The following is a 24,383-nucleotide window of genomic DNA, read 5'->3' as shown; positions in this document are numbered from 1 at the left end:
CCTTATTTCTTTTCCTTCTGTTCTTTGGCCAAACGGATAACCATCTTAGCCCCTTCATCCATGGAAGAGGCAGGGAAAAGGTTCACGATATTCGCTTTATGGAGAATTTCCCGTCCTCTTTCCACGTTCCGGCCTTCCAGACGAACCACCACGGGGATGGGGAACTCTTCCTTCCCGCCGGAAAGGAGAGCCGCCGCCTCCACGATACCAGTGGCAATGACGTCGCACTTATTGATGCCGCCGAAAATATTAATCAGAATGCCATGGACCTGGTCGTCCTCCAGCATGATTTTGAAGGCCGCCACAATTTTCTCCGGTGTGGAATCGCCGCCTACATCCAGGAAATTGGCCGGTTCCCCGCCGTTTTCCTTGATAATATCCACCGTCGCCATGGCAAGGCCCGCACCGTTCACCATGCAGGCCACATCACCGCCCAGATTGACATAGTTCAGTCCTTCTGCCGCGGCCTCCCTTTCCTTCTGGTCCTCCTCCGTAATATCCCGGAGAGCCACGATTTCCGGATGACGGGACAGGGTGCTGTCATCAAAATTCAGCTTCGCATCCAGTGCCAGCACTTCATTTTCCTCTGTCACCACCAGCGGGTTGCACTCTGCCAGGGAGCAGTCCTTGTCCACGAAGAGCTTGTACAGATATTTCATAAAAGTCTTCGCCTTCGGCACCACCGCCTGCTCCATGTGGAGAGCATAGGCCATGCGGACTGCCTGGAAATCGGCCAGACCGATGGCCGGGTCGATATATTCCTTCAGGATAGCATCCGGATTTTCCGCAGCCACATCTTCGATGGACATGCCGCCGGATTCGGAGCACATCATCACCACGCAGCGGGACTCCCGGTCCACCACAAAGGAAATATAATATTCCTTCTTAATATGGGCGCCCGCTTCAATGAGAAGGCGGTTCACCTTCTTCCCCTGGGGCCCTGTCTGTCGGGTCACCAGAGTGCTGCCCAAAAGGGCCTTCGCATACTTCCGCACCTCATCCAGTGAATGGGCCAGCTTCACGCCCCCCGCCTCGCCGCGGCCGCCGGCATGAATCTGCGCCTTCACTACCACCACCGGCGTGCCGATACGCTTCGCAGCAGCCACCGCATCCTCCACGGTGAATGCAGGATACCCTTCAGGCACATGGATGCCATATTCCTTCATAATGGCCTTGCTCTGATATTCATGTATATTCATAAACATCCCCCTTTTCGGAAATGAAAGAACCGCCACTGCGGTTCCAGTAGAGAAGCAGACATGAAATCAACGCCTCCCTCTTTTTCGTTTATCAAATTACATTTCCTATCATATCACCTTATGTGTCAGCAAAAAAGGTGATATCCCATAAATAAGGTACTCTTTGCGAAATTAGCATAGCCTATATGGGGTATAGTGAGAAAAAGGGATAGTATACTGGGGTGCGCCCATTGGGTGCAAAAGGGCTCTAAAGATGTACCGGCCTTCGTCCGGAGGTTTCTAAAGTTTGACGGAGCCTACGGCTGTGAGGGTGATGGCAGCGGCTGCACCGCAGTATTTAGACGGCGTTACGTACTTTACTTCCCGCCCCACTTGTCCACTTGTTATCCTGAGCGAAGCGAAGGATCTCGGTAAGTACTGTAAGTGACAGAAACGCCGCTAAATACCAGTCGGCGGGAAGGAGTTTCTTTTGTTCTTTTAGTCCCCTTCTTTCGGTAAGGGATGCGGGCAATGGAGGATAGAATCATCACATTGGGATAATGATTCAGAGGGGGCTGCTGCGCCGCAATTTTATAGCCAGCGTTACGTACTCTCCTTCCCGCCTCCCACTAGTCATCCTGAACGAAGTGAAGGATCTCGGTAAGTACTGTAAATGGCAGAAACGCTGCTAAGTACCAGTCGGCGGGAAGGAATGCAAATATCGCAGGGTACGTCCAAATATGCAGAGCCATCATTTTATGAAGAGCCGAACCGATGAATAAATCTGTGCCTTTTTCTCCCCTGATACTTCTTCCCCTCCCCCATGACTATCCATATAGAAACAGCACCGGTGAAGTCCCCTCAGCAATCCTGCAGGCGCCCATCCATGGAGCAGGAGGGAGGGGATGGAGGCGGAAGCGGTTTCTCCTTCAGTGCACTGAAACCAATGGAATAAAAAGCATACATAGGCCAGGAGATTGCAGGATAATGGATGTCTCCCCTGTCCTGTATGCTTTTCCATGTAAAAAGGCTTCACAGATATCTGTGAGGCCTTTTTGTGGTGCTTTATTTCCTGTGGCTCTTCCACCAGCCTATGAGGCATACCGCTGCTGCCAGGAGGGCGGGGAGTCCCATTTCTATCCGGTTTCCTGCGGCGGCTGTAATCACAGGACCCAGGGCTTTGTCGTGGAGGAACATGGTGCCGGAGGTCCAGCCGATCATGGCGGCGCCGGCATACATGAGGAAGGGGAAGCGGTCAAGCACTTTCCCTATGAGCTGGCTTCCCAGGACGATAATGGGAATGCTTACCATGAGGCCGAAGACTACGAGGAGGAAGTCTCCATTGGCGGCGCCGGCTACGGAGAGGATGTTGTCGATAGACATGAGGAAATCCGCCAGAATAATGGTTTTCACCGCGCTCCACAGGTTATCGGAGGCTTCGATGTGCGGGTCTTCTTCTCCCGGCGCCACGAGATGGATGGCAATGGGGATAAGGAGGATGCCGCCCAGTACCTGGAGGTAGGGGATGGTGAGGAGCCATACGGCCACGAAGGTAAGGGCCATGCGGAGTCCTACGGCACCTATGGTGCCGATAAGAATGGCTTTCTTCCGCTCCTTTCCGGGGAGGCGGTTGGAGGCCATGGCAATGACTACCGCATTATCGCCGCCCAGGGATAAGTCCATCAATATAATGGCTCCCACGCTGAGCCAGAACTGCATTGTAAATATTTCCATCGTTTTCCCTTTCACAATAAAAGAAACGGCACGATTCACTGCCGTTTCTTTTCAATGAATAACTGTCAGTCCTTATTATAGCCGTTCTGCCTGCTCTGTCAAATGGGGGAGGGATTAGACGATAGACGATAGAAATTAGATTTCAGACGTCAGACTTCAGATTCCTACCACTTACGGCGGGGCGGGAGAGTCATTCCTTTCGCTTCCCGAACTGCCGGTATTTACTGACGTTTCTATCATTTACGACTCTTACCAAGATTCTTCGCTTCCGCTCAGAATGACCGGTCTGGGGAGGAGAAAGAGTCGTTTAGCATGCTATCCTTACTGCCGGTATGTACTGGCGTTTCTATTACTTACGGCGCTTACCGAGGTTCTTCGCTGCGTCCAGAATGACTGCCGCGGGAATGCCCCGGGAACCAAGAAACCGGAAACTCCCGGTTTCCTCACATAATAGCCAGTTTGGAGTTCAAGATATCGGTGATGAACATGTGGCCCGGGGCGTGGGTAATCATAATGTCCGGCTTTACGGTCATGGCTGCTGCCTGGGGTGTAACGCCGCAGGCCCAGAAGACGGGGATTTCGCCTTCTTTGATTTCCGATGGGTCACCGAAGTCCGGCTTGTCTATGTCTTTGATTCCGATGGCCGAGGGATCTCCCAGATGGATGGGGGCTCCGTGGACGAAGGGCATGCGGGTGGTAATCTGCACGGCGCGGATAGCGTCGGCCGGTTTCATGGGACGCATGGATACCACCATGGGGCCGTGGAAAACGCCGGCGGGAACGCAGGGGATGTTGGTGATGTACATAGGTACATTGTGATGGTCGGTGATGTGGCGCACGTCCAGGCCATCTTCAATCATGGGACTTTCAAAGGAGAAGCTGCAGCCCAGAAGGAAGGCCACATAGTCGTCCTGCCAATAGCCCGAAAGGTCTGTCACTTCATCGGTAAGGGCGCCTTTTTTGTAAATGCGGTATTTCGGGATGTCGAAGCGGATATCCGCGCCGGGAGCTGCCAGCTTCGGCTCCGGATTGCCTGCTTCCGTCACGTCCAGAAGGGGACAGGGTTTCCTGTTCCGCTGGGTGAAGAGGAGAAAGTCAAAGGCCAGACTTTTGGGCAGGATGGCCAGATTGGCCTGGGCGTAGCCATTGCACATGCCGCTGGTCTGTCCGGTGATTTTTCCTTCCCGAATCAGTTTCCGTACATCCTTCGGTTTCCAGTTTCCGTAATCCATGATATCTCCTTTCTATCCGTTTTCCGCGGATTGCAGGAATTCCTTGAGATGCCTTTCCACATAGGTGGTGTCCACTTCTCCTTCCGCAAAGGCTTTGGATGATATGATGGCCTTCTGGAGGGGAATATTGGTGGATACCCCTTTGATATGGAAAGCAGAGAGGGCTTCCTTCATTTTCTTCCTTGTCTTTTCCCTGGTATCGTCATGAACAATGAGTTTAGCAATCATGGAATCGTAGAAGGGGGAAATTTCAGCGCCCCGGCGCATGGCGGTATCTACGCGGATGCCTTCGCCCTTCGGCACCTCAAAAGTGAGGAGCCGTCCCGGCGACGGGGCGAATCCGCGGAATGGGTTTTCCGCATTAATGCGGCACTCCATGGTCCAGCCCTGGGGCGTAAGATCTTCCTTCCAGGGAAGGGACTCTCCGTCGGCAATGCGTATCATGGTTTCCACCAGTTCCGTGCCGGTGGCTTCTTCGGTAACGCCGTGCTCCACCTGGATTCTTGTATTCATTTCCATGAAATAGAAATCCCTGTCCGGCGTGACAATGAATTCCACAGTGCCGGCGCCTACATAGTTCGAAGCCCGGGCTGCTTTTTTCGCCGCTTCTTCCATCTTCTGCCGAAGGGTTTCATCCATGATGGGGGACGGGGACTCTTCTATCATTTTCTGGTGGTTTCTCTGGGAGGAGCAGTCCCTTTCACCAAGAGCCGCCACATGGCCTTCCCGGTCCGCCATAATCTGCACTTCCACATGGTGCACTTTCCGGAAGAACCGTTCCAGGTAAATGTCACCGTTCCCGAAGGCCTTCAGCGCTTCTGTGGAGGCCTCTTTCATATTCTTTTTCAGCTCTTCTTCATCATCCGCTTCCCGCATGCCCTTGCCGCCGCCGCCGGCGGAGGCTTTGATGAGGACGGGGTAGCCGATGCGACGGGCAGCAGCTATGCCTTCCTCTTCGGAGTGGATGATACCGTCGCTTCCCGGTATCACCGGTACGCCTACCGATTTCATAAGGCTTCTGGCCCTTGCTTTGTCCCCCATTTCCCAGATGGTTTCCGCCCGAGGGCCGATGAAGATGAGCCCCCTTTCTTCGCAGAGGCGGGCAAAGGTGCCGTTTTCAGAAAGGAAGCCGTAGCCCGGATGGATGCCGTCGGCCATGGTGAGACGGGCAGCGGTCAAAAGGGCGGGGATGGACAGATAGCTCTGCTGGGCCGGCGGGGGCCCGATGCAGATAGATTCATCCGCCTCTTCCACGGGAATGGTGTTTCTGTCTGCCTTGGAATAAGCCAGGATAGAGGTTTTTCCCGTATTTCTGCAGGCTTTGATAATGCGGAGGGCGATTTCTCCGCGGTTGGCTATCAAAACCCTGTTCACTCTTCTCAGCATTATTTCACGGTCCTGATTTTGAAAAGAGGCTGGTCATACTCCACATAGTCGCCGGAGTGGACAAGGATTTCTTCCACCACGCCGGAAACTCCCGCCGGAATTTCTGTGAATACCTTCATGGATTCGATGAGGCAGAGGGTGCTGTTTTCCGACACCCTGTCCCCTATGGCTACATAGGGCGCATCATCGGGGCTTGGGGATGCATAGAAGACCCCTACCAGCGGCGCCGTCACCGTAATGAGGGCGCCGGTCTCTTTCTTTTCTTCTGCCGCCGGAGCCGCTGCCGGAGCGGAAAGAGGCGGCGCTCCGTTCTTTTCCAGCTCCACCGAGAGTCCCTCCAGGGTGACCTTCATTTTAGAAAGTCCCCCTTCGTTAAAGAGACGCACAATCTCTTCCAGTGATTTCAACTGTTCTTTATCCATTCCTATTCCCCCCAGCCGGTTCTATAGGAAATCCCTTCCCTGATTTCCCTCATTTTTTTCTCCATAAATATAAATTCATCTTCCGCTTCTTCCCTGCTGATTTTTTTGAAGCAGATGGTATCCTTCGGACCTTTCTGGGCAATCCGTCCTATGTCCACCAGGGCGGCCTGCCCGATTTCCGGATAGCCGGCGCAGCTCTGGTGCTCCGCCATGAGGATGATGGGATTGCCTTCCGGCGGTACCTGGATGGTGCCAAGGGCGCACATTTCGGAAATCATTTCCAAAGGACTCGTAAGCCCCAGTTTCGGGCCGCTCAAACGGTATCCCATGCGGTCGGAATTGGCGGTGACGATGTAGTGGCCTTCATTTAGAAGCTGATGGCTTTTCTCTGTGAAATTGTCGTACTGGAGCCCTTCGGTATAGCGGATAGGTTCCCGCAGGCTCTTTTCATTCATGTAGAAGTTCCCGGCAAACCAGGAAGGCCACCCGAAATTTTTCCCATCCAGCAGGGACTTCATGTATTTCTTCACCTTTTCCGAAGGCTCACCGGTGGGCACGGAATCTCCCGCCCGGATGGGCCGTCCTTCAAAGCCGCCGATGCCTGCCCTGGCGTAGGTGCTCTGGCTTCCCATGACATAGGGCACCGTAAAGCCTCCTGCCACCGCCATGTAGCCCCGGACGCCCAGACGGGGACGGCCGAAGGAGAGCACGGTGCCCGCCTTCACCGCCACCGGCCGGTACATGGGCACCGGTATGCCCTTGATATTGGGCGAAAGGTCTGCGCCGGTCAGGGCAAGGAGGGTATCTTCCTCAAAGGTCATGTCCGGGCCGATGAGTGTCATTTCAATGGCGCCGGCCCCTTCCTCATTCCCCACCAGCAGGTTGGCCGCCCGAAGGGACAGGGGATCCATGGCACCGGACACGTTAATGCCGTATTTCTGGTATCCCACCCGTCCCAGGTCCTGGATGGTGGTGACCAGACTGTGGCTCGCTATATGAATCATGATTTCTCACCCCGGATTTTCCTGTATTCTTCCTCTGTCACCGCACGGAAATGGACATGGTCCCCCGCTCTTAAGAGGGTAGGTTCCTCCTGGTTATGGGGGCGGAACATATCCACCGGCGTACGGCCGATGAGCTGCCAGCCGCCGGGGGTAGAAAGGGGATACCCTCCTGTCTGCTCGCCGGCTATGCCGATGCTGCCGGCGGGGATGGCAAGCCGAGGCGACACCCGCCTGGGGGTGGCAATTCTTTTGTCCATACCGCCCATATAGGGAAATCCGGGGCAGAAGCCCAGCATGTACACCAGATACTCCGGGGACGTGTGGATTTTCACCACTTCCTCCTCCGTCATATGATGGAACTCTGCCACATAGGACAGATCCGGGCCGTAAACGCCGCCATAGCACACAGGGATTTCTACCTGCCTTGGAATGGAAGGTTTTACCATTTCCGCCTGCCTGATATAGGAGGTCATCTTTTCCCGCATGGTGTCCCCCGGCCTTTTATCCGGAAAAGCTTCGAATACCTTCCATGGGTTGTAGTATACTGTGAGTCCGGTGTAGGAGGCCACGCATTCTTCAAAGCCTTCAAAGGGGTGGGCTTCCGTATATTCGGAAAGGCTCTGTATCTTCTTCTGGATATCGGGACTGATGGTATGGCCGAAAATCACCAGCACCGCCGCTTCCCCCACATTTCTTACTTCATATTCCATAACATCACCTGCATCTACAAAGCAGCCATGATTTTAGGCAGATTGTTTATGACTGTCATAATACCCATGTAGGCTGTCATCACTACCACCACGGCGCCAAGAGCAGCCATCCAGTAAGGATGGTGGTAGTCGCCAACAATCTTCTTATTGTAGGCGCCGAGGAGGATGACACCCAGGGTAACAGGAAGGATAAGGCCGTTCAGTGTGCCTACGATGACCAGCACTGCCACCGGCCGTCCGATGACAGCAAAGACAATGGTGGAGAACACGATGAAGGCGATAATGAATTTCTGGTAATTGATATCAATGGTCTTGCTGAAGGAGCGGAGGAAGGAAACGGAAGTATAGGCAGCGCCGATGACGGAGGTAATGCCTGCAAAGAAAAGGACGACGCCGAAAATCTTGTATCCTGCCACCCCTGCTGCCAGCTGGAATACGGAAGCCGGCGGGTTCTTCGGGTCCAGTGCCAGCCCTGCCGCTACCACACCCAGGGTAGCCAGGAAGAGAAGCACCCGCATGACGCCGGTGACAAGGACGCCGGTGGTGGCGCTCCTCGTAATCTGCCCCAGATTTTCCTTCCCCGTAATGCCTGCATCAATGAGACGGTGGCCGCCGGAAAAGGTAATGTACCCGCCTACGGTACCGCCTACGATGGTAACGATGGCCATGAAATCAATGGTGGCCGGGTCCACGGTGCGCATCACTGCTTCACCTACCGGTGGATTGGACGTAATAGCCACATAGAGAGTCAAAAGAATCATGACGCCGCCGGCCAGGGCGGTGAGCTTATCCATCACCTTTCCCGCTTCCCTAACGGTGAAAACAATAACCGCAATGGCGGCGCTGATGACGGCGCCGATTTTAGGGTCTACTCCCAGAAGCACATTGAGCCCCAGGCCTGCACCGGCCACATTGCCGATATTAAAAGCCAGACCGCCGGCTACAATGAGCAGGGCCACCATGTACCCCAGTCCCGGGAAGACCATGTTTGCAATATCCTGGCCCCGCTTTCCGGAAATACCGATAATGCGCCATACATTCATCTGGGCAATCACGTCCAGAATGATGGTGAAGAGAATAACAAAGCCGAAGCTGGCGCCCAGCTTCTGGGTAAATACGGTGGTCTGCGTCAGAAAGCCCGGGCCGATGGAAGAAGTAGCCATCAGAAAGGCTGCGCCCAGAAGGACTTTCCACTGTGTTGATTTCTTGTCTCCCATAAGGATTCCCTCCCTGTCTGCATCAATTTACATCATCTTTGGTCCTATAAGAATTCCCTCTTTTTCCAGGGTCTTTCTGATTTTCTTCGTGAAGGCCAAAGCCTTTGGGCCGTCGCCGTGAACGCAGATAGTTTCGGCTTTCACGGAAATCACCCTGCCGTCAAGGGTGGTGACCTTTCCATCTCTCACCATGGAAAGCACCTGGGCAAGGGATTTTTCCTCGTCCGTAATCATGGCACCTGCCTCACCTCTCGGTGTCAGAGTACCGTCAGCCTGATAGGTCCGATCTGCAAATACTTCGCTGGCAGTGACAAGACCTTCCCTCTCTCCGGCTCTGATGATTTCGCTCCCTGCCAGTCCGTAGAGCACCAGACCCTCATCCACATCACGGACCGCCTTGGCAATGGCTGCGGCAAGGATGCTGTCTTTAGCAGCCATGTTGTAAAGAGCGCCGTGGGGCTTCACATGGGCCACCTTCACGCCCTGGCTCTTTGCCATGGCCATGAGGGCCCCCACCTGGTACACCACCATGGTGTAGGCATCCTCTGGGGTAATGGCCATCTTCCGCCTGCCGAATCCCACAAGGTCCGGCAGCCCCGGATGGGCACCGATAGATACGCCCTTTTCCTTGGCAAGCTGAACCGTATGAAGCATGACCTTCGGGTCTCCTGCATGGAAGCCGCAGGCCACATTGGCGGAGGATACGTATTGCAATACCTCCTCGTCACAGCCTATGGTGTAAGCGCCAAAGCTTTCTCCCAAATCACTGTTCAAATCAATCTTCATTTCCATTCCCCCTTTAATACACAAAAAGGCCCCATTCTCATGGAAGCCTTCTTTGCCTTAAGGGCACAAAACGGCAGGGAGATCATCCCTGCCGCTTCATCGCTCTATGTATATTTAATTAAATAACAGTATATATTATACATTAGCCTTTGTCAATGCAAAAAGAAAGAAAAGAAAAAACTCCTGTCCTGCAACAAAAACGAGCCCATTCCGAAGGGAAGCAATAAGGGCAATAAAAAAAGCAGTGCCGAAGCACTGCTTTTCTTATGCATAGTTCAAGCTGGTATTAGCCAACGGTGAACAGCGGATCGCCGCCCTGTACGGACTGGCCTTCGGTAACCTGCATGGAGGTAACTTTGCCATCGCAAGGAGCCATAATCGGGTTGCCCATCTTCATAGCTTCCAGAACGAGGACTTCGTCGCCGGATGCTACTGCATCACCAACATGTTTGTTGATGCGGATAACTTTACCAGGCATCGGAGCTTCAACGGATTCGCCTGCACCTGCAGGAGCTGCTGCCGGAGCGGGAGCCGGAGCCGGAGCGGGAGCCGGAGCTGGAGCTGCTGCCGGAGCCGGAGCTGCTGCCGGTGCCGGAGCTGCTTTCGGAGCTGCTGCCGGTGCCGGAGCTGCTGCTGCAGCGCCGCCATCTTTAACTACTACATCGTAATCCTGGCCGTTAACTGTTACAGTAAATTTTCTCATTGTCTTTCCTCCTAAATGATTGTACTTTCAACTTTCAATTAGAACTGCTGATTACCGGAAACGCCTGCAATGCGGGCTGCGGTGGTCCAGCCGGTTCTAGCTGCCGGGCGGATGGAGACGATTTCGCCGCCACCCATAGCAACGATAGCAGCAGCAATAGCTGCTACGACTGCACCATTGTCAGCGGCTTTAGGAGCTGCTGCAGGAGCTGCAGCTGCTCTCTTGGGAGCTGCGGCCGGTGCCGGTGCTGCGGACTGATTGAGAGATGAACGTACCTGCCAGATCATGATCAGGGCAATTACTGCAACAACGGCAGCAAATACCGCGATATACATAACTGTACTGTTATCCATCTGTACCCATCCTTTCAATTAGAGTATTTAAGCGGCAAATATTAGAGCGGAATGTTTCCGTGTTTCTTTGCCGGGTGTACTTCGTGCTTGGAAGCAAGCATCTTCAGTGCATTGATGATTGTCGGACGAGTATTTCTCGGATCGATAACTGCGTCTACATAGCCGCGTTCTGCAGCTTTGTAAGGAGTAGCGAATTCTTCCACATATTCCTTTGTGCGCTGTTCTTTGTTCGGATCTTTCTTGAAGATGATGTTAGCTGCGCCTGCAGGTCCCATAACAGCGATTTCAGCGGTCGGCCAAGCGAATACCTGGTCAGCGCCCTGTTCACGGGAGCACATAGCAATGTAGGAGCCGCCGTATGCTTTACGGAGAATCATGGTGATCTTCGGAACGGTAGCTTCGCAGTAAGCGAACAGCATCTTAGCGCCGTGACGAATTACGCCGGCATATTCCTGCTGTTTGCCGGGCAGGAAGCCTGGTACGTCGACGATGTTAAGAACCGGAATGTTGAAGCAGTCGCAGAAACGAATGAAACGAGCTGCTTTATCGGATGCGTTGTAGTCAAGGCAGCCTGCCATGAATGCCGGCTGGTTAGCAATGATACCAACAGTCTGTCCGTCCATACGAGCGAAGCAGGTGATGATGTTCTTTGCGAATTCCTTAGCTACATCGTAGTATTCGCCGTTATCTACAATGGACTTGATAACATCGTACATGTTATATGGAGCATTGGAGCTTTCAGGCATAAGGGTGTCGAGAGCCGGATCGGTTCTTGTGGGATCATCACCGGTTTCAACGATAGGAGCATCTTCCATGTTGTTGGACGGCAGGAAGGAGAGCAGGTAACGAATCTGTTTAATGCAGTCTTCGTCGTTTTCAGCTGCGAACTGAGCTACACCGGAAGTACGGTTATGGGTCATTGCGCCGCCGAGAGCTTCTGCTGTGATTTCTTCGCCGGTTACAGATTTAACTACAGCCGGGCCGGTCAGGAACATCTGGGATGTCTTCTTAACCATGTAAATGAAGTCGGTCAGAGCCGGGGAATATACAGCGCCGCCTGCAGATGGTCCCATGATTGCGGAAATCTGGGGAATAACGCCGGATGCAATGGTGTTGCACCAGAAAATCTTGCCGTAGCCAGAGAGGGCATCGACAGCTTCCTGAATACGAGCTCCGCCGGAATCGTTCAGGCCTACGCAAGGTGCACCGACTTTCAGAGCCAGTTCATTTACGTGAACGATCTTAGCTGCATGCATTTCACCAAGGGAGCCGCCTTCAACGGTGAAGTCCTGAGCGAATGCAAATACAAGTCTTCCATCAACAGTGCCGTAACCTGTTACTACACCTTCACCAGGGAGATCTTTCTTTTCCTGGCCGAAGTTGTGGCAGCGGGATTTTACAAGGGCATTGACTTCTACGAAAGTGCCTTCATCAAACAGAAGAGCAAGTCTTTCACGAGCAGTCAGTTTGCCTTTTGCATGCTGTTTTTCAACACGTTTTTCGCCACCCATAGCCTCTACATGAGCGAGGTTTTTATGGAGAAGTTCAATTCTTTCTTCAACAGTTGCCATTCTTACACCTCCAAAAATTTTAGGGTCCCCCTGAAGGGGGATGAGCTGTCAGAAAAGACAGCTCATATGCCATCGTTCAAATTATTTCTTGAAGGATGGGCCGCCGGGGCGTTCTGTCAGTTCAAGCAGAAGGCCAGTTGCCTTTGGATGCAAGAATGCAATATGACAGCCGCCTGCACCAACACGGAACTTCTTGTCGATGAGCGGAACTTCTTTAGCCTGCAGATCAGCCAGAGCAGCTTCGATGTCATCTACACGAAGAGCAACATGCTGGAAACCGTTTTTGCCGTTGTTTGCTTTTTCAATGAAACGAGCAATCGGGCCGTCCGGAGTGGTGGAACCCAGGAATTCGAGTTCGCATGCTTCGGTCTGAGCGGATGGTTTGAAGAAGCTTGTGGTTACATGCTGTTCTTCAACGGTTTCATCCGGCAGAGAAGGTTCAAGTCCGAAAATGTCTTTCATCTGCTGTTTAATCTTTGCAAGATCTTTAACAGCTACGCCAACATGATCGACAGTTAAAACTTTGAATGCCATAATAACTCCTCCTTTAAAATTATTTGAATATTTTGCCCACAATGGAATCAACGACTGTAAACGGATCAGTTTTCCGTTCAAAGACCTGTTCCACGTAGTCACTAAATTCACCCGTCTTGGAGATATTTTCTTCAATATGACGGGAAATGCGGTCGTGAATCATCTCAAGCATTTCAGAACGAGCCCGGTCACGTCTTCTTTCTTCAAGAACGCCGGATTCTTCCAAATACTTGCGGTGATCACCCAGGGCTGCTACTACATCATCTACACCCTGGTCTTTGTTCGCAATCGTCCTTTCAATCGGTGGACGCCAGTTCTGAGCTTCACCCAGATCGAGCATCATTTCGATTTCTACATTCAGACGATCTGCGCCGTCGCGGTCGCATTTATTGATGACGAATACATCACCAATTTCGAGGATACCTGCTTTAATAGCCTGAATATCGTCACCAAGTCCAGGTACGAGCACAACAAGTGTTGTATCCGCATTTTTGACGATATCGACTTCTGACTGTCCTACGCCTACTGTTTCGATGAAAATAACATCGAGACCGAAAGCATCCATCAGTTTTACCGCATCAGCTGTCTTGCGGGAAAGTCCGCCCAGACTGCCGCGCGTGCCCATACTACGGATATAAACACCCTTATCCAAGGTCAGGTCGTTCATTCTGATACGGTCGCCAAGGATGGCGCCGCCGGAGAACGGACTGGTAGGATCGACTGCAACGATACCTACGGTCTTACCCTGAGCACGGTATTTCTTGATCAGGGCATCTGACAGTGTGCTCTTACCCGCACCAGGTGCACCAGTGATACCGATGACCTGTGCACGACCGGTATGATGATAGATATCTTTCATGATATCTTCAAAACCATCCCGTTCGTCTTCAACGATGGTAATTGCTCTCGCTAAGGCACGTCTGTTTCCATTCCAAAAATCTTTCATTGAGAATTCCATGGATACACCGCCTTTTCGAAGAGTAAAGAGAAATAAGATAGTTGCAAGGGGCTGGAGGCAGTCCCCCAGTCCCTAGCAGCTAAATTACCAAAGCGCTAATGATAAACAGCGGTCAGCTGATTATTTCTTAACGTTTTCTTTAATGAAGTCAATAACTTTCTTTGTTGGGGTGCCAGGTGTGAAGATAGCTTTTACGCCAGCTTTTTCGAGGCCCGGGATATCGTCTTCGGGGATTACGCCGCCGCCGATAACCAGTACGTCGCCCATTCCTTTAGCCTTCAGTGCTTCTACAACTTCCGGGAAAAGGGTGTTGTGAGCGCCGGAGAGCAGGGACAGAGCTACTACATCAACGTCTTCTGCGTCTGCTGCTTCAACAATCTGTTCAACAGTCTGACGAAGACCGGTGTAAATAACTTCCATGCCTGCGTCGCGAAGTGCACGGGCAATAACTTTTGCACCACGATCGTGTCCATCAAGACCCGGTTTAGCTACGAGTACTCTGATACGTTTGTCTGCCATTGTAAATTACCTCCAGAAATATGTTGAGTAATGTAATATTCTCTTGCTTCAGGCTGCCCTAAGATTAAAGGGTGTTGTGCGGTTTGTATTCACCGAATACTTTACGGAGAACGCCGCAGATTTCGCCTTCGGTGCAGTATGCACGTACGCAGTCGAGGATGACTGGCATAAGGTTAACATGGTCTGGGCCTTCAGCCGGAGTCTGAGCTGCTTTTTCAAGTTTAGCCAGTTCTTCAGCAACTTTAGCCTGGTCACGGTTTTCCTTATCCTTAGCGAGCTGAGCTTTCTTCTTTTCGCCAACGGATGCATCGATCTTCAGCAGGCCGGTAACCGGTGGTTCTTCCATGGTGAACTTGTTGACGCCAACGATTGTTCTTTCGCCGGATTCAACAGCCATCTGCCAAGCATAAGCGGAGTCCTGAATTTCTTTCTGGATGTAGCCTTTATCAATAGCTTCTACAGCGCCGCCCATTTCGTCGATCTTCTTGATGTACTGCATAACTTCTTCTTCGATGGCGTTGGTCATTGCTTCAACATAGTAGGAGCCGCCGAGCGGGTCAACTACGTCAGCCAGGCCGGATTCGTAAGCTACGATCTGCTGGGTACGGAGAGCGATGGTTACGGATTCAGTGGTCGGAAGAGCCAGTGCTTCATCGCGGGAGTTGGTGTGCAGGGACTGGGTGCCGCCCATAACTGCTGCTGCGGTCTGCAGAGCAACACGAACGATGTTGTTGTTCGGCTGCTGAGCGGTCAGCATGGAGCCTGCGGTCTGGGTGTGGAAACGGAGTTTCATGGACTTCGGGTTTTCAGCATGGAATCTTTCTTTCAGGATTCTAGCCCAGATACGACGGGAAGCACGGAATTTAGCAACTTCTTCGAGTACGTTGTTGTGAGCGTTCCAGAAGAAGGACAGACGTGGAGCGAATTCATCGATCTTCATGCCTGCTTTCAGAGCTGCTTCGATGTATGCAATACCATCAGCAATGGTGAATGCAACTTCCTGAGCAGCGGTGGAACCAGCTTCACGGATATGATAGCCGGAAATGGAAATGGTGTTCCACTTCGGTACGTTTGCGGAGCAGTATTCGAAGATATCGGTGATCAGACGCATGGACGGTTTAACCGGGAAAATGTAGGTGCCGCGTGCTGCGTATTCCTTGAGGATATCGTTCTGAATGGTGCCGCGAAGAGCTGCTGCAGGAACGCCCTGTTTTTCAGCTACAGCGATGTACATAGCCAGCAGGATGGAAGCCGGTGCGTTGATGGTCATGGAAGTAGAAACCTTGCCAAGATCAATGCCGTCGAACAGTCTTTCCATATCGTAGAGGGAGTCGATAGCTACGCCTACTTTACCAACTTCACCAGCGGACATTTTGTCATCGGAGTCATAGCCGATCTGGGTCGGAAGGTCGAATGCTACAGACAGGCCGGTGCCGCCGTTAGCAATCAGGTATTTATAACGTTTGTTGGATTCTTCAGCGGTGGAGAAACCAGCATACATACGCATGGTCCAGAGACGGCCGCGATACATGGTGGGCTGTACGCCACGGGTGTAAGGATATTCACCAGGGAAACCGAGGTCTTTTTCATAATCGAAACCTTCGAGATCGAGTGGTGTGTACAGGTTCTTATGTTTCAGACCAACTCTTTCCGGATGTTTTGCAACCTGTTTTGCATATTCTGCATTGTAGGCATCAAGTTTAGCTTTCAGGGATTCGTTAGACATGAGTTCATCTTCCTCCTAAAAAAGTAAGTATGTAACTATCTGGAAGTCTTGCCCTTTTTCATGGGAACCGCGGTTTTGTGCTCTTCTTGTTCCATTATCGGGGAAAGCTTCCGTCAGGGTTCCGCAAAGCCTTTCGCTGCCGCAGCGATCGTTTGAATCTTCTTGCAGCAGCTTTCGGACTCTTGCGAGACCCATGTGTATGACACTGTCATTGACAGCCATCACCATAGGTAATTATACAATATCTGGATTATTTGTAAAGTATTAAAGCACTTCTTGAAAAATTAAATTATTTCTTGAAATGCATATCTCCGGTTTCAGCCAGGCTTTCATGGAACTTGAATGCTTCCTGGAGGAGATGCGGGGTCTGGCTGTTGCCGCAGGCAGCGCATGCTCTTTCGTAGTAATCCATGAGCTGGTCTCTGAAGGACGGATGAGCAACGTTGTTGATGATAACCTTTGCTCTTTCCTTCGGGGTCAGGCCGCGGACATCTGCAACACCCTGTTCGGAGATGAATACATGGGTATCATGTTCGGTGTGGTCAACATGGGAGCACATCGGAACAACTGCAGAAATCTTGCCGCCCTTTGTGGTGCTGTGGCAGAAGAAGCAGGACAGGAATGCATTGCGGGCAAAGTCGCCGGAGCCGCCGATACCGTTCATCAGCTTGGTGCCTGTTACATGGGTGGAGTTTACATGGCCGTAAATATCCATTTCCAGAGCGGTGTTCATGCCGATTACGCCGATACGACGAACAACTTCACCGTTGTTGGAAATTTCCTGCGGACGAAGAACGATCTTCTTGTTGTACTTCTGGATGTTAGCATAGAAGCGTTTCAGTCCGTCCGGGGATGGGGACAGGGAAGTACCGGAAATCATGTCGATCTTGTCTTTATCAATCAGGTCGAACATGCCATCCTGAATAACTTCGGTGTATACGGAGAGGTTCTTGAAATCGGATTCAACGAGGCCGTGGATAACAGCGTTTGCTACGTTGCCTACGCCGGACTGCAGAGGCAGCAGGTTTTCAGGCAGTCTGCCGTGTTTAACTTCGTTCTTCAGGAAGTCAACCAGGTTGTTGCCCATAGCTTCTGCATCGTCATCCAGCGGAGCCAGTGTACGGGTTACATCAGGCATATCGCATGGAACGATAGCAACGATCTTTGCGGGATCACAGGGGATGTACGGGGTGCCTACGCGGTCGCCTGCATGGAGAATCGGAATCGGTTCACAGAATGGCGGATTCTTACGCATGTAGATATCAGCCATGCCTACCAGATCCAGCGGCTGGGTGGTGTTGACTTCTACAATGACTTTCTTTGCAGTGTCAACATATACAGGAGAGTTGCCGATTGCGGTGGTCGGATAGAGTTCACCGTTCGGTCCGATCTTGCAGACTTCAACTACTGCAAAATCCGGGCCTGTTACGTGTTCGCCCTTCACGTTGGTGAAGAAGCCTGCACGTACCTGCTGAGCAACATGGGACAGGTGCAGATCGTAGTAGTTTACTTTGCCTGCGTTGATAGCTTTTCTCAGGTTGGCATTGGTCTGGTAGGGCATACGGTTTCTAACGCCGTTTACAGCTACCAGTTCTGTATCAATCTGGGAACCGGTGGATGCGCCGGTCCAGATATCAACCTGGAATGGAGTTTCTTTCATGCGTTCTGCGAGTTCATGCATTGTAATTTTCGGATAGCCGCAGGGCGTAAATCCGGAAATACCGATGATATCGCCAGGATTGAACATTTTTGCTGCAGTCTTGGCATCGCATACCTTGGAGAGAAGACCTTTGTCTTCGATTCTGCTAAGGAATTCACTATCATTGGTGTCGATCATTACTATCATCCTCCCAAAAATGAAAAATAAATTATATAAAAGTCCGCAGCCGCAAAACCTGATTGCTCGCTTCAGCATTGCCGCAGAACTTTTTACCCGTAAAAAAACAGCCGCCTAATCCAAGTGGTATGAGTTTATCTTAAGATTATGTATGCCATGAAAGTGTAATACTATAATCACAAGACCAAACCCTCCAATCGTTAGATTCTGCTGACTGCATTTTGGTTCATTCAATCACCAGTATTATTATAGCACACTTTTCCCAATGAAAAGCCCCTAAATGCACCTTTTGTCTTACAAAATCCTTTGTACCCGTTATAAATATTTCCTATTAGACAAATTATGAATAATGTGACCTATAACCCTTTATTTACAAATAAGCCTATAAATCGGCGAATTTTTAATTGAAACATTTCAATTTATAGGTTCTCCTTACATGTACATGGAAATGTATGAATCAGGTCAGGCAGCGGTATGGATATTGAAAGCAGAGGGCTCAAAGGTGCAAAGGAGAAGGTTGACGGCGCCCAAGGCGCCGAAGGTTCTTAAGGTTCTCAGGTTTGACGGGCCCTGTGGGCCCGAAGGTTATTGATTGCCGCCTTTGGCGGCAATCAATATAAATCTTCATTTGCGTCATCAGTGCCTATGGCGGGGTGCCATTACCTTCCTGCCGGGGGAAGCGGACTTTCCGCAAAAAAAAGGAGCCTTGAGAAAATGGCATTTCTTCAAAGCTCCCGTTTCATGATTTGCTATCTGCATTCCTTATCTTTAATTTCTTTCCCACAGGATACGCAGAGGGCGGAGAGGCTCCAGAAGCAGAAGGATACAGACCGGCTGAAGAGCACATGGTCTCCAATGCTGATAACCCCAAGGGCCATGACCATGAGAAGGCCTCCCAGTCCCATGGACTTGGAAAAGCTGTCACTGCTATGTCTGTAAATCTTCCAGGAAAGAAGCCCCTGGGCAAAAAAAGCGGTAAGGAAAGCAAGACCGCCGGGAATCCCCACTTCCGCCGGCATATTGAGATACATACTGTGGGCATGGAAGATAAGAACGCCCTCTTCCTGGATAAAAAAATTATAATCCGGATAGGCCAGGAAATAGGTACCCCAGCCTACCCCCAGAAGAGGATGTTCCTCTATCATGGCCAGGGTGCTTTCCCAAAGGGCAAACCGCAGATCCACCGACGTATCTTCGCCGGAAAAGAGGGAAAGGAACCTTTCCACAATCTGCCCGTGATAGAAGGCAAGAACCACCGGTACCAGAAGAAATAAAAGCCCAAACCGTTTATCATAGAAAAGAGTAAGCCCAAGCACAATGGCCGCCAGACTCACCCAGGCACCTCTGGAATAGGTGAGGGCCAGGCAGAGAAGGAGGGCAAAAAGAATGACCCCGAAAATGGTCTTGCGCTTCACTGCCTTCTCCCGAAGGGTAAAAGCAGTAAGGATGCTGATCATCATGAGAAGGTAAGCGCCAAAGAGGTTTGGATTTTCCAGGGTGGAATACATACGCCTCCGAAGGAGGGGGAACCTTTCCGGGTCCACCCAGCTCTGGGCTTCCATATCCGCCGCCATGCCTGCCGCATTGGCATACTGGAAAAATCCGTACACCACGGTCACCACGGCTCCCGCTAAAAAGGCATAGAGGGCCTTCTCCTTTTCCCTCTCCGATGAAACGGTGGTATAAATCAAAAGGTATACCAGGGCATACATCAAAGGCTGCAGCGCCCAGTTCATAAGAGAGAATCCTGTGTTCTTCGACACGAAGCCGGAAAGAAAGGCCGCAGCAAGAAACACTGCCCCCGGCTGCCATAAGGGAGGCAGTGTCATGGTCACTTCCCCCTTCTTCCTCCAGTTCACCAGCCACAGAATCACCGCCGGCAGAAGAGGTACATAGAAAAGGAAGGGATTCAAAGGCAGCAGAAAAAGAGTGATATAAAGTAAATACAGAATATGCTGTTTTGCACAAAGGCCGCCGCTGGAACTTTTCCCCATTTTATCCTCCGATATGAAATCCATTCATTTTTATTATTATATAGGACCATGCTGCAGGCAGCAATAAGAGAATGTACGCGGGGAGCAAAGCGCCGAAGAAGGTTCAGCGGGTTCAGAGGGGAAGGTTGACGGGGCTTTGCGGGCGAAGGTTGTGGCCGCCTGTCAGCGGCGGGTTGTATAAAAGGGTTATGTAGAAAGGTTCTTAAGATTGACCGGCCTATGGCCGGAGGGTTCTCAGGTTTGACGGCCCTTTGGGCCGAGGGTTGTGGAGGCGCCCTATGGGCGCAATATAAGTCAGCGTTTCGGGGCTTGCTTTTGTGTCATCAGTGCTTCCCCGTCATTTCGAGCGGGGGGGACGCGCCGGTATAAATCAGATTTCATGGAGCCACTGCGTGGCAGGGTTCAAAGGGTTCAAAGGGTTCAAAGGGTTGTGGATTGCCGCTGACGCGGCAATAAATATAAAGTCAGCGTTGCGGGACCTGCTTTTGTGTCATCAGTGCTTCTCCGTCATTTCGAGCGGGGGGCGCAGGGGCTTTACATGCTTTCCTTTCCCTCTCCCACTTGTTATCCCGCATCGGTCGGGCGACAAAAGGAAAACCGACAGCAAGCACTTTCCCCAATCCCCAATCCCCATTCCCCGCTTCTCCCATCATGGTACAATATACATAGAAACAGACCATGTTTCCTTCCAAGGAGGTTATCATGAACAAACGAATGATAGTAGATACAGGAATGCTCATTTCCTTTCTGATGATTCTGGATTACCGCTTTGTGCGGAACTTCGGTCACGAAATGCTGGCTGTTGTTTTCTTTCTTCTTTTCCTTCTTCATACCTGGTTCAACAGGCAGTGGTACAAATCCCTTGCCCGGGGACGGTGGAACGCCGACAGGAAGCTCACCTTTCTTTCCGACATGCTGCTTCTCCTCTCCTTTGCCGCGGTCATGGGAAGCGGCCTTATGATTTCCCACGTCCTTCCCACAGGCATGGAAAAGGCGCCCCGCCTGGCCCACCAGGTTCATCACGTGGCAGGCTACGTCATGCTGATTGCCATGGGATTTCACCTGGGCCTTCACTGGAGCGCCATCCTGCCCCGTATAGAAAAGGGCATGGGCCTTGGCAAAATCTCCCATCTTTCCCTGGTATATAAGGTGCTGCTCCTTCTCATAGCAGCGGGAGGCATTTATTTCTCCTTTTACTACAGCATAGGAAGCAGGCTTCTTCTCCAGCGCATCCCCAATGCCAGGGCCATTCCTGTCACCCTCTGGACTTTTACGCTGGGCCACCTTCTCATTCTTTCTCTCTATGCAGCGGCTGCCTACTATGTGCAGAAATTCTTCCGGCAGCGGAAACGGAAACCGATTCAGTCATAAGCATCAAAAAACAGGAACGGAAAGCCGTTCCTGTTTTTTGATGCTTATTTTTCTTCCCCATTCCAGTAGGCGGTCTTGATGCCCAGCACTTTTTCGGAATCAAAGGAGGCACTGCTGTCCTTGGAATAATGGGCAGCGGCCCTGATGACATACCGAAGGCCCAGGTAGAGCATGGGCACGTTGCAGTACACCATGATAATATTTCCCAGATCAGAGAAGGCCCACAGGTTGGACAGGTCGTATCCTGCAATGTTGCAGGCGATTCCGAAGGCGGCCACAAAGATGCAGAGGCCGCGAATGAAGTTGATGAAGCCTTTGGTGGAGGAAATACGGTTGGCTGAAATTTCAGAGAAAGAAACAAAGCCGATAACGCAGGTGTAGGCAAAGAGGCAGAAGCATACGGAAACCATAATCTGCAGCAGTACCTGCAGCATATCCGGCGTCAGTCCGTTCACGGAGAGGAGGAACTTGCTGTAGGTGCCGGCTGCCTTCCATGCCTCGGGATCCAGTGCCCATTCATGGGCCATGACGATGATAAAGCCGGTCATGGTGCAGATCACATGGGTGTCAAGGAATACGCCCAGGGCGGAAATGATGCCCTGTTCGCAGGGATGATGGGCTTCGGCGGAAGCAGCGGCCATGGTAATGGTGCCCTGGCCGGCTTCATTGGACATGAGGCCTCTCTTTACGCCCTGCAGAAGGGCGGTGCCCAGGAACCCGCCGAAAATGGCTTCCGGCTTGAAGGCCCCTGTGAAAACAGCCTTAAAGAAATAGGGTACGCTGTCCAGGTTGAGAAGGATCAGGAGCACTGCGGTAACCACATAAATGACAGCCATCACAGGCACCAGAATATCCGCCCAGTGAGACACGCGGCGGATGCCGCCGAAAGCCATGAAGGCTACCAGCAGGATGACCAGTACGGAAACTACATAATAGAAGTTGGACTGCACGGGAATCTTTACGTTTTCTATGAGTCCCGCAATGGCACCTACAGAGGTAACTACGTTGAAGCCCTGGGCCGGCAGGCACATGAGGGCATAGATGATGTAAACAACCGACAGGATGGTACCCACCCATACTTTATTTCCGCAGAGCTTTCTGGCATAGAAAGGAAGGCCGCCTACGAAGGTATTTCCTCTCTTTTCCTTGAAAATCTGGGCCAGGGTGCCTTCAGTAAAGGCAGTAGCCATACCGAAGAAGGCGGAAACCCACATCCAGAAGAGGGCCCCCGGACCGCCGGCGGCAATGGCGCCGGTAACGCCAATCATATTGCCCGGCCCTACGCGCATGGCGGTACTTAAAAGAAAGGCTGCCAGCGGCGATATGCCGGTCTTAATGCTTCTCTTTGTGGCCAAGGTATGCACCCCGGTGGCAAACAGTCTCACCTGCACGAACCCCAGGCGGATGGTGAAATAAATGCCGGAACCCACCAGCACGATAATGGCCAGTGAAAAGGACCCCAATACAGGAATATTCTTCCAGAAGCTGAACATTTTCGGGAAATCCCAGAAAAAGTCGGAAACCGGAGTGACGAAGCTCAGTACTGCGTTCAGCGCAGCAAATAAGTTTTCCATATCCCTCTCTCCCTTCTTATGAAATAGCCGGTCATGATGAATCATTCATGGCCGGCCCTGCATCATTCTAAAATTTTATATTTCCCTTACTGCTCTGCCCCTGCTGCCTTGATGGCCAGTGCCAGCTTGTGGGCCAGGCCTTCCATCTTGGCTTTGGACACGGAGCAGACTGCCAGGCGGATGCCCTTCTTCAAAGGTACCAGGAAGACATTCTGTTTTTCCAGATCATCGCATACGGCCTGGGAATGGGTAACAGGAATGGTAATGAAGAAACCGGAAATATAGGGGACGAATTTCACGCCTTCTTCCTTTGCTTCCTTCATGAAGATGGCAGCCCTTTCCTGGATCAGTTTGAAATACCGGGCTCTTTCTTCATCCAGCTGTTTGATTTTCTCCGGATTTTCACAGATATGAATCATGGCATTCTGGGCGGCGCTGTTGCAGTTGGACCAGGTAGCACGGCTGCTGTACTGGTTGATGTCCACAAATTCCTTAATCACGTCCTTGTCGGATGAAATGCCGATCATGGCGCCCATGCGCTGGCCGTACATGGTAAAGCCTTTGGACAGGGTGTAGGCGCAGACCACCAGGATATTCTTCGGAAGGCCGCCGAAGACCTTGAAGAACTTCCGGCATTCCTGCTTCTCGCCGCTGTAGTCAAGATAAGCCACATCGGGAACCAGGATGGCATTCTTCTTTCCATCGGCCACAGCGTCCTTCAGCACGTCCACCGCTGCCTGCCATTCTGCCACGGACATGCAGTAGCCCGTGGGATTGTTGGCAATACCGTTCAGGATGATGACGATATTGTCCTGTTTCTTCAGGATATCCTCCACCGCTTCCTTAAAAGCGGCGGTGTTGAAATGGCCGTCATCGGTAAGGAAGGAAAAGCTTCTCACTTTGCGGTTGTTATCATCAATAAGGCTGTCATAGGCGCCCCAGTGCCAGTCCGTAATGAGCACCTCATCACCGGGTTCAGAATAGTTGTGCACCACATGATGGAGCACCCCTGTGCCGCCGGGGGTGGAGCAGGCATCCACATAACCTTCGGGACGGGAATCTCCGAAGCACTGGTCAATGCAGTCATCCAGGAATTTCCGGTACCCCTGGATCGGTGCATAGGCACAGATTTCCTTCGGGGAAAGCTCCTTCAGCGCTTCCTTCACCACATCCAGCACCACCAGATTTCCATCTTCATCAAGAATGGAACCTACCGTACCGTTGACTACCTTGTCATTGCCGATTTTCTCGGCCAGGGCAATGGCCCTGTTGTTGGCTGCAAAAATATTATCTTCCGCACTTTTTCCCTTAGCATGGGGCGCTGCGATACTGAACATATAAATCCTCCTTGAAATAGGTAAGAAGAACCCATCCTTCTTACTGAAAACGGAAAAATAAAGCAAATAAAAGAAAAAGCCCGCAGCAAAACTGTGCCGCAGGCGCCCTTGCCCATTTTTCTATGAAATTGACGACTTTATTATAATGCATGACCGCAGAAAAAGAAAGAGGCGAATGGCCCGCCGTAAGTGTCAAGTTTTCCTCGGTAATTCATTTGACTGTCGATAATTACTATC

General features: G+C 51.6%; 21 protein-coding genes. 1 reads left to right on the top strand and 20 read right to left on the bottom strand.

What is annotated here, in order from left to right:
• Window positions 1-2 precede the first annotated feature (2 nt).
• From sucC to Q0482_RS08915, 18 genes are all read right to left on the bottom strand, one after another.
• Window positions 3-1,199 (bottom strand): ADP-forming succinate--CoA ligase subunit beta, encoded by a 1,197-nt coding sequence (sucC, locus tag Q0482_RS09000; RefSeq protein WP_299145606.1) that lies wholly within the window; start codon window positions 1,197-1,199, stop codon window positions 3-5.
• Window positions 1,200-2,243: 1,044 nt separating this feature from the next.
• Window positions 2,244-2,912 carry a TerC family protein gene (locus Q0482_RS08995; RefSeq protein ID WP_299145605.1) on the bottom strand — a complete coding sequence of 223 codons (669 nt, stop codon included), beginning with the start codon at window positions 2,910-2,912 and terminating at the stop codon, window positions 2,244-2,246.
• Between the two features lie 443 nt (window positions 2,913-3,355).
• Entirely contained in the window at window positions 3,356-4,144 is a 789-nt protein-coding gene (locus Q0482_RS08990; RefSeq protein WP_299145603.1) for a putative hydro-lyase, read from the bottom strand.
• Between the two features lie 12 nt (window positions 4,145-4,156).
• On the bottom strand, window positions 4,157-5,530 hold the full coding sequence (locus Q0482_RS08985) for an acetyl-CoA carboxylase biotin carboxylase subunit (RefSeq protein ID WP_299145601.1): 1,374 nt from the start codon (window positions 5,528-5,530) through the stop codon (window positions 4,157-4,159).
• Window positions 5,530-5,952 (bottom strand): biotin/lipoyl-containing protein, encoded by a 423-nt coding sequence (locus Q0482_RS08980; protein WP_299145599.1) that lies wholly within the window; start codon window positions 5,950-5,952, stop codon window positions 5,530-5,532. Before Q0482_RS08980 ends, Q0482_RS08985 begins: the two co-directional genes overlap by 1 nt.
• Before the next feature lie 2 nt (window positions 5,953-5,954).
• Complete coding sequence (locus tag Q0482_RS08975; RefSeq protein ID WP_299145597.1) at window positions 5,955-6,956, bottom strand: biotin-dependent carboxyltransferase family protein; 1,002 nt, start codon at window positions 6,954-6,956, stop codon at window positions 5,955-5,957.
• On the bottom strand, window positions 6,953-7,666 hold the full coding sequence (pxpB, locus tag Q0482_RS08970) for a 5-oxoprolinase subunit PxpB (protein WP_299145595.1): 714 nt from the start codon (window positions 7,664-7,666) through the stop codon (window positions 6,953-6,955). Before pxpB ends, Q0482_RS08975 begins: the two co-directional genes overlap by 4 nt.
• A gap of 14 nt (window positions 7,667-7,680) precedes the next feature.
• Complete coding sequence (locus tag Q0482_RS08965) at window positions 7,681-8,883, bottom strand: NRAMP family divalent metal transporter (protein ID WP_299145593.1); 1,203 nt, start codon at window positions 8,881-8,883, stop codon at window positions 7,681-7,683.
• 27 nt (window positions 8,884-8,910) lie between these two features.
• Window positions 8,911-9,669, bottom strand: a complete 759-nt coding sequence (locus Q0482_RS08960) for a 5-oxoprolinase subunit PxpA (RefSeq protein ID WP_366517996.1) — start codon at window positions 9,667-9,669, stop codon at window positions 8,911-8,913.
• A 286-nt stretch (window positions 9,670-9,955) separates the two neighbouring features.
• Window positions 9,956-10,372: an acetyl-CoA carboxylase biotin carboxyl carrier protein subunit gene (locus Q0482_RS08955; protein WP_299145589.1), complete on the bottom strand. Its 417-nt coding sequence runs from the start codon at window positions 10,370-10,372 to the stop codon at window positions 9,956-9,958.
• Window positions 10,373-10,410: 38 nt separating this feature from the next.
• Window positions 10,411-10,707 carry a hypothetical protein gene (locus Q0482_RS08950; protein ID WP_297013935.1) on the bottom strand — a complete coding sequence of 99 codons (297 nt, stop codon included), beginning with the start codon at window positions 10,705-10,707 and terminating at the stop codon, window positions 10,411-10,413.
• Between the two features lie 59 nt (window positions 10,708-10,766).
• Window positions 10,767-12,296: a carboxyl transferase domain-containing protein gene (locus Q0482_RS08945; protein WP_299145587.1), complete on the bottom strand. Its 1,530-nt coding sequence runs from the start codon at window positions 12,294-12,296 to the stop codon at window positions 10,767-10,769.
• A gap of 81 nt (window positions 12,297-12,377) precedes the next feature.
• Entirely contained in the window at window positions 12,378-12,830 is a 453-nt protein-coding gene (locus Q0482_RS08940; RefSeq protein WP_008859878.1) for a VOC family protein, read from the bottom strand.
• Between the two features lie 19 nt (window positions 12,831-12,849).
• Window positions 12,850-13,788: a methylmalonyl Co-A mutase-associated GTPase MeaB gene (gene meaB / locus Q0482_RS08935; protein WP_299145585.1), complete on the bottom strand. Its 939-nt coding sequence runs from the start codon at window positions 13,786-13,788 to the stop codon at window positions 12,850-12,852.
• Window positions 13,789-13,908: 120 nt separating this feature from the next.
• Window positions 13,909-14,307: a cobalamin B12-binding domain-containing protein gene (locus Q0482_RS08930; protein WP_008859876.1), complete on the bottom strand. Its 399-nt coding sequence runs from the start codon at window positions 14,305-14,307 to the stop codon at window positions 13,909-13,911.
• Window positions 14,308-14,371: 64 nt separating this feature from the next.
• On the bottom strand, window positions 14,372-16,033 hold the full coding sequence (locus Q0482_RS08925) for a methylmalonyl-CoA mutase family protein (protein ID WP_299145583.1): 1,662 nt from the start codon (window positions 16,031-16,033) through the stop codon (window positions 14,372-14,374).
• 289 nt (window positions 16,034-16,322) lie between these two features.
• The gene (locus Q0482_RS08920) at window positions 16,323-17,879 is read right to left on the bottom strand and encodes a succinate CoA transferase (protein WP_299145581.1); all 1,557 of its coding nucleotides are present in this window, start codon (window positions 17,877-17,879) and stop codon (window positions 16,323-16,325) included.
• 740 nt (window positions 17,880-18,619) lie between these two features.
• Window positions 18,620-19,888, bottom strand: coding sequence for an O-antigen ligase family protein (locus Q0482_RS08915; RefSeq protein ID WP_299145579.1), 1,269 nt, complete (start codon window positions 19,886-19,888; stop codon window positions 18,620-18,622).
• 678 nt (window positions 19,889-20,566) lie between these two features.
• Here Q0482_RS08915 and Q0482_RS08910 point away from each other — a divergent pair.
• A complete protein-coding gene (locus Q0482_RS08910; RefSeq protein WP_299145578.1) occupies window positions 20,567-21,235 on the top strand; it encodes a DUF4405 domain-containing protein in 669 nt (222 codons plus the stop codon).
• A 44-nt stretch (window positions 21,236-21,279) separates the two neighbouring features.
• Here the strand turns inward: Q0482_RS08910 and Q0482_RS08905 are convergent, their stop codons facing one another.
• Window positions 21,280-22,809: an amino acid carrier protein gene (locus Q0482_RS08905; RefSeq protein WP_299145576.1), complete on the bottom strand. Its 1,530-nt coding sequence runs from the start codon at window positions 22,807-22,809 to the stop codon at window positions 21,280-21,282.
• Window positions 22,810-22,895: 86 nt separating this feature from the next.
• Window positions 22,896-24,146 carry an aminotransferase class I/II-fold pyridoxal phosphate-dependent enzyme gene (locus Q0482_RS08900; protein ID WP_299145574.1) on the bottom strand — a complete coding sequence of 417 codons (1,251 nt, stop codon included), beginning with the start codon at window positions 24,144-24,146 and terminating at the stop codon, window positions 22,896-22,898.
• Between the last annotated feature and the right edge of the window lie 237 nt (window positions 24,147-24,383).

Origin of the sequence: uncultured Dialister sp., from assembly GCF_937959425.1 — a bacterium.
GTDB lineage: Bacteria > Bacillota > Negativicutes > Veillonellales > Dialisteraceae > Dialister.
Note: the sequence above shows the minus strand (reverse complement) of the source record. Positions and strands in the feature narration are given on the sequence as shown.

What these genes read in the sequence shown, in the direction of transcription:
- Q0482_RS08940 (WP_008859878.1), bottom strand. Translation starts at nt 12,830, where the DNA reads ATGGCATTCAAAGTTTTAACTGTCGATCATGTTGGCGTAGCTGTTAAA.
- pxpB (WP_299145595.1), bottom strand. Translation starts at nt 7,666, where the DNA reads ATGGAATATGAAGTAAGAAATGTGGGGGAAGCGGCGGTGCTGGTGATT.
- Q0482_RS08990 (WP_299145603.1), bottom strand. Translation starts at nt 4,144, where the DNA reads ATGGATTACGGAAACTGGAAACCGAAGGATGTACGGAAACTGATTCGG.
- Q0482_RS08985 (WP_299145601.1), bottom strand. Translation starts at nt 5,530, where the DNA reads ATGCTGAGAAGAGTGAACAGGGTTTTGATAGCCAACCGCGGAGAAATC.
- Q0482_RS08920 (WP_299145581.1), bottom strand. Translation starts at nt 17,879, where the DNA reads ATGATAGTAATGATCGACACCAATGATAGTGAATTCCTTAGCAGAATC.
- Q0482_RS08965 (WP_299145593.1), bottom strand. Translation starts at nt 8,883, where the DNA reads ATGGGAGACAAGAAATCAACACAGTGGAAAGTCCTTCTGGGCGCAGCC.
- Q0482_RS08950 (WP_297013935.1), bottom strand. Translation starts at nt 10,707, where the DNA reads ATGTATATCGCGGTATTTGCTGCCGTTGTTGCAGTAATTGCCCTGATC.
- Q0482_RS08995 (WP_299145605.1), bottom strand. Translation starts at nt 2,912, where the DNA reads ATGGAAATATTTACAATGCAGTTCTGGCTCAGCGTGGGAGCCATTATA.
- meaB (WP_299145585.1), bottom strand. Translation starts at nt 13,788, where the DNA reads ATGGAATTCTCAATGAAAGATTTTTGGAATGGAAACAGACGTGCCTTA.
- Q0482_RS08960 (WP_366517996.1), bottom strand. Translation starts at nt 9,669, where the DNA reads ATGAAGATTGATTTGAACAGTGATTTGGGAGAAAGCTTTGGCGCTTAC.
- Q0482_RS08900 (WP_299145574.1), bottom strand. Translation starts at nt 24,146, where the DNA reads ATGTTCAGTATCGCAGCGCCCCATGCTAAGGGAAAAAGTGCGGAAGAT.
- Q0482_RS08925 (WP_299145583.1), bottom strand. Translation starts at nt 16,033, where the DNA reads ATGTCTAACGAATCCCTGAAAGCTAAACTTGATGCCTACAATGCAGAA.
- Q0482_RS08955 (WP_299145589.1), bottom strand. Translation starts at nt 10,372, where the DNA reads ATGAGAAAATTTACTGTAACAGTTAACGGCCAGGATTACGATGTAGTA.
- Q0482_RS08915 (WP_299145579.1), bottom strand. Translation starts at nt 19,888, where the DNA reads ATGGATTTCATATCGGAGGATAAAATGGGGAAAAGTTCCAGCGGCGGC.
- Q0482_RS08910 (WP_299145578.1), top strand. Translation starts at nt 20,567, where the DNA reads ATGAACAAACGAATGATAGTAGATACAGGAATGCTCATTTCCTTTCTG.
- sucC (WP_299145606.1), bottom strand. Translation starts at nt 1,199, where the DNA reads ATGAATATACATGAATATCAGAGCAAGGCCATTATGAAGGAATATGGC.
- Q0482_RS08945 (WP_299145587.1), bottom strand. Translation starts at nt 12,296, where the DNA reads ATGGCAACTGTTGAAGAAAGAATTGAACTTCTCCATAAAAACCTCGCT.
- Q0482_RS08975 (WP_299145597.1), bottom strand. Translation starts at nt 6,956, where the DNA reads ATGATTCATATAGCGAGCCACAGTCTGGTCACCACCATCCAGGACCTG.
- Q0482_RS08980 (WP_299145599.1), bottom strand. Translation starts at nt 5,952, where the DNA reads ATGGATAAAGAACAGTTGAAATCACTGGAAGAGATTGTGCGTCTCTTT.
- Q0482_RS08930 (WP_008859876.1), bottom strand. Translation starts at nt 14,307, where the DNA reads ATGGCAGACAAACGTATCAGAGTACTCGTAGCTAAACCGGGTCTTGAT.
- Q0482_RS08905 (WP_299145576.1), bottom strand. Translation starts at nt 22,809, where the DNA reads ATGGAAAACTTATTTGCTGCGCTGAACGCAGTACTGAGCTTCGTCACT.